This window comes from Bartonella sp. AP57NXGY, from assembly GCF_042195805.1.
Classification (GTDB): Bacteria; Pseudomonadota; Alphaproteobacteria; order Rhizobiales; family Rhizobiaceae; genus Bartonella.
Genome location: NZ_JBHIOZ010000088.1, coordinates 1 through 5,303, shown reverse-complemented (window position 1 = coordinate 5,303; position 5,303 = coordinate 1). Strand labels below are relative to the sequence as shown.

The 5,303-nt window shown below is 34.7% G+C and carries 2 protein-coding genes; one reads left to right on the top strand and one right to left on the bottom strand.

Features of this window, described 5'->3' with window-relative positions:
• On the top strand, positions 1-3,912 hold a 3,912-nt coding region (locus ACFIL8_RS07430; protein ID WP_375689304.1), incomplete at its 5' end, for a type ISP restriction/modification enzyme.
• Between the two features lie 1,061 nt (positions 3,913-4,973).
• Here the strand turns inward: ACFIL8_RS07430 and ACFIL8_RS07425 are convergent.
• Positions 4,974-5,303 (bottom strand): SMI1/KNR4 family protein (locus ACFIL8_RS07425; RefSeq protein WP_375689302.1); only part of this gene is annotated, 330 nt, incomplete at its 5' end.

The window sequence follows — 5,303 nt, the reverse complement described above, 5'->3', positions numbered from 1 at the left end:
GACAATGAATCTGAATTTATCAAGGTTCACGATAACAGCATCATTCGGGGCAAAAAACGCCTCTACATGACAGCAACGCCGCGTATCTTTAGTGACACTGCTAAAAGGCGGGCGGATGAGATCAATGCTGTTTTGGCATCTATGGACGATGAAACCCTTTATGGCAAACAACTTCATCATTATACCTTCGCGGAAGCTGTCGATAATGAACTTTTAACTCCTTACAAGATTGTGGTCTTGGGTATTAATGAAACCTATATCACACCAGCCATACAGGAGATTATTGCCAATGAAAACCGTGAAATTGATTTAGATGATGCGGCAAAAATTATTGGCTGTTATAGAGCACTTACCAAAATAGATAAGCAAGCGGCTGTTGATGATGATGATACAGAGCCCATGCAATGTGCTTTAGCTTTTTGCAAAGACATTAACACCTCTCAATATATAACAAAGCTCTTTAATAAAATTATCAAATCTCATATTGATGATTTCCTTCAAACCGTTCCCTTTCTAAACTGTGAAGTAAGACATATTGACGGAACGCAAAGCGTCAAAAAACGCAATGAGGAATTGGATTGGCTTAAAGAAGATGCGGGGCAAAACGTTTGTCGGATCTTAAGCAATGTTCGGTGTCTTTCAGAAGGGATTGATGTCCCTGCTCTTGATGCCATCATGTTTTTACACCCGCGCAATAGCCAAGTGGATGTGATACAGGCAGTAGGGCGTGTGATGCGTCGTGCTCCAAATAAAAAAACGGGCTATATCATTTTACCCATTATCATTCCTTCACACTTAGAAGCCAAAAAGGCTTTAAAAAACAATAAGAGATACCGTGTTGTTTGGCAAGTTTTGCATGCTTTACATTCTCATGATGAAAGGCTTGCTCGGACAATTAATCAGATGTCTTTAGGACAAGATAGCAGCCATACGATTGAGATTATAGAGATTAAGCGTGCCAATGAATTAAAAGAGCTTACCACAACGGTTGATGAGATCTCGATACCATCCAAAACAGAAAGTTCTGGACGTGTCATTGGAACAGCAGAAAGCAAATCTCAATCGGTATCTGGAGGACAAGGAGACTTATTCCCCCGTTCTGAATTTTTTGATTTTGTCAAAGCCATTTTTCTGGATAGTTTTAAAATCACGGATTATTGGGGCATTTGGGCGAACAATGTTGCTGAGATTGCTCAAAACCATATCAATCATCTTAAAGATATGATTTCCGATGAAAAGAGTGAAGCCTTTCACGCCTTTGATGCATTCCATAAGGAATTAAAGAACAACGTCAACAGTGAAATCAAGCAAGAGGAAGCGATTGAGATGTTAGCGCAACATCTTGTCACGCGTCCCGTGTTTGAAGCTTTATTTTACGGTAATGAATTTGTACAGAACAATGCCATTTCGCAAGCCATGGATAAGATCTTAACGGAACTGGATAAAACAAATATCGAAGAGAAAACGAAAGATCTTGATCAATTTTACAAAAGTGTCATGTTCTGTACAGCAGGGATTACAGAAACTCATGCAAAACAGAATCTTATTATCAAGCTTTATGAAAGTTTTTTTGCCAAGGCATTTAAGAAAACCACAGATAAGCTTGGAATTGTTTACACGCCCGTTGAGGTTGTTGATTTTATCATTCATTCCGTTAATGATGTTTTAGAGCAAGAGTTTGGAAAAAGCTTGGGATCACGGGGTGTCTCTATCCTTGATCCTTTCACCGGAACGGGTACTTTTATCACGCGGCTGTTACAATCTAAACTGATCAAACCAGAGGATATGGAATACAAATTCCGTCATGATATCCATGCCAATGAGATTGTTCTCTTAGCCTATTACATAGCAGCGATTAACATTGAATCGACGTATCATAGTCTTATGAAAGGAGAGTATATTCCTTTTAAACATATTGGCTTAACCGATACGTTTCGGATGCTTGAAGAGAAGAACTTACTACAGGAATTGTTTAAAGAAAACAGTGAATATTTAGAACATCAAAAGAAGATGAATATTGAAGTTATCTTTGGAAATCCTCCTTATTCGGTAGGACAAAAGAGTGCTAATGATAATAATCCGAATACCTCTTATTTTATATTAGATAATCGTATTCGTAAGAAATATATATCGAATTCAACAAAAATAATAAATCGAAATAAACTTTATGATAGCTATATACGAGCAATTTGCTGGGCAAGCGACCGCATAAAAGAGCGTGGTGTTATTGGATTTGTCACGAACGCAGGATTTATCAGTGGTCATGCTATGGACGGTTTACGAAAATGCCTTGTTGAAGAATTTAGTAGCCTTTATGTTTTCCATTTGCGGGGTAATCAACGAACCTCTGGAGAAATTTCTCGTAAAGAAGGTGGTAAGATTTTTGGTGAAGGCTCTCGTGCTCCTATAGCAATTTCTATTTTGGTTAAAAATCCAAATGCACAACAGCATGGTAAGATATATTTTCGTGATATTGGAGATTACCTCACGAGAAAAGAAAAGCTTACGATAATTGAAAAATTTAAGAGTATTGATGGTATTACACAAAGCAAACAAGGTTGGAGAATAATAAAGCCGGATAGACATAATGATTGGCTTGATCAACGTGATGACAGTTTTAAAGCATTTTTAGCCATAGGTGATAAGAAAGGTAATGATAAAAAGCTATTTAAAAATTTTTCGTGTGGTATCGTAACGAGTCGTGACGCTTGGACATATAATGCAAGCCATAAAGCTTTAATACAAAATATGAGTGCTATGATCACTTTTTATAATAGTGAAGTAGAAAGTTTTAAAGATACCTGTCCTCATGCTGACCGTAAAACACGTAATAAAATTGTAAACAATTTCATTAACATTGATGCAACAAAGATCAGTTGGAGTACTACTCTCAAACAAGAATTGGTAAGAAGCAAATTTTCCAAATTTGAGAATAATTGCCTTATTCAAAGCCTTTATCGCCCTTTTACACGACAGTGGCTCTATTATGATCGCACCTTTAATGAGTCAGTTTTTCAAATGCCGCATATATTTCCTATGGGACAAGCAGTTGAAAATAAAGTAATACACGTTACCGGCATAGGGTCAATGAAAGACTTTTCTGTTTTGATGAGTAAGACTGTGCCTGATTTTAAGGTAATAGAGAATGGTCAATGCTTTCCGCGCTATATTTACGAAGACACTACGGTCTCAAAAAGTAAAAGTGAGAAACAATCCCATTTATTTACAGAAGAAAGTAAAACAGCTGATTTACAGAAGCGTGATGCCATTACTGATGAAGGTCTAGACCATTTTAAAGTGGCTTATCCTAATGAAACTATCACTAAAGATGATCTATTCTATTACGTTTATGGAATTTTGCATTCGGAAGATTATCGTGCCCGTTATGCTGATAACCTTTCTAAAGAGTTGCCTCGTATCCCGTGTGTAAAGAGTGCTGATGATTTTTGGAAGTTTGTAACAGCAGGGCGTGAACTAGGTCATTTGCACGTGAATTATGAAAGCATAGAGCCTTATCCAGTGACCTTTAAAAAAGGTAATCCAAAACAGACAGAGATCTCTAATCCTGAGAAATTCTATTATGTGACTGAAATGAAATTCGCAAAAGCAGGTAAAGAGAAAGATAAAACCACTGTTATTTATAATAGCAATATTACCATAACAGATATCCCTCTTGAAGCTTATGAGTATATCGTCAATGGCAAGCCCGCTCTTGAATGGGTTATGGGGCGTCAATGTGTAAAGACTGATAAAAAGAGTGGCATTGTTAATGATGCCAATCGTTATGCTGTTGAAACCGTTGGCAACCCCGCCTACCCTCTAGAGTTGTTTCAAAGGGTTATTACCGTAAGTTTAGAAACAATGAAAATCGTAAAAAATCTACCAAAATTAGAAATAAGAGAAACTGAATAGACTTGGCTTGCTAAACTCACAAAGGGGTATAGAATCTTATAACCATAATCTATACCTCTCTTGTTAAGTTGATTAGATACAATCTTTAAAAGGAGTGTTTATATGCATTATTCTAAAAAGAAGAAACTTACACTTTTAAATACTCTACTTTGAATTGCTTTAAGACTTTTAAGAAATCCCATCTTAAAGTGAATACGCTTCTTTTGGATTGCCTTTAAAGATTATACCGTAATCTAAAATGAGTGCTTTATTGTTATCAGAAGCTTTATTTAAAGAGGGTTATGTATATTCATTTTCTTATATTACTTATAGGTTTTGAAGGTTTCTCACACCCTCAAAATACCTTCAAAAATCCTTTTTATATATATTACAGATTGTATTTACGTGTTGTGTGTAATATGGGTTGTTTATTTAAAACATTAACATATTGAAATATAATAACTTTTATTTTTTGATTGAAAAATAATATATAAAGGGGCGTAAAAGGAACCCTCAAAATACTCAAAATCTTCAAAACTCATAACCATAATGATCTTGATAGCATTTTTATGATCATAAACCGTTTCTTTTGAAAGGCTTTAAAGGATCACATGTTTTTTTAAGACGTGGTTTAATCACTCACTAAAATCATAAGGTTATCTATTTAAATAAATTGATAAAAATTCATTAAAGGAATTTTGATAACGTAATCAGTTTTTACTTTCATACGCTTTTCATAAAGCACGTTTTAATCACTCACTAAAATAATCTATTTTGTCAGTTCAATTTACTGACACATAACTGAGAAATATATATTATGAATTGAATTTATGGGCTGTCTTTTAATAAAGGTTGCATCATTAAAATTATAACCTATTGAAATATATTGATTTTAATTTTCTCTCATTAAAAAAATAATATAGGCTCTAAAAAGAACTGACAACACTGACACGGTCTATTAAAAGGGATTTTTCTAATCTTTATAATGATCAATCTCTTTTTAGATGTTTTCATAACAAGCAATAAATCGCAATTATCCTATTTATCAACTAGTTGTATAACATCATCTAAGGTATAGGTTTTCATGAATCTTCCCCTGCATACTCTTTAATTCTTTTGCAGAGAAATTCATAAAAATTGCTTGTGTAATATTCGGAATCTTCAGATGTATACTTGAGATAGAGTGGGCATTCACCATCGCGAAACTGCTTATAATCAAAATAAAAGGTTTCACCAAAATCAGTTGTGCAGATAACAAGTTGTTTGGGGTCCGTAAAGCCATCTCTTCTATCGAGCAAATTTCGGTAAACAATATCACCAGCAGGAATACCTGCACAGATTTCATAAATACTGAATATTTCTTCACCTCCAATTTCTCCTCCTCCATAATTTTTTAAAAAATTCTTATAGGA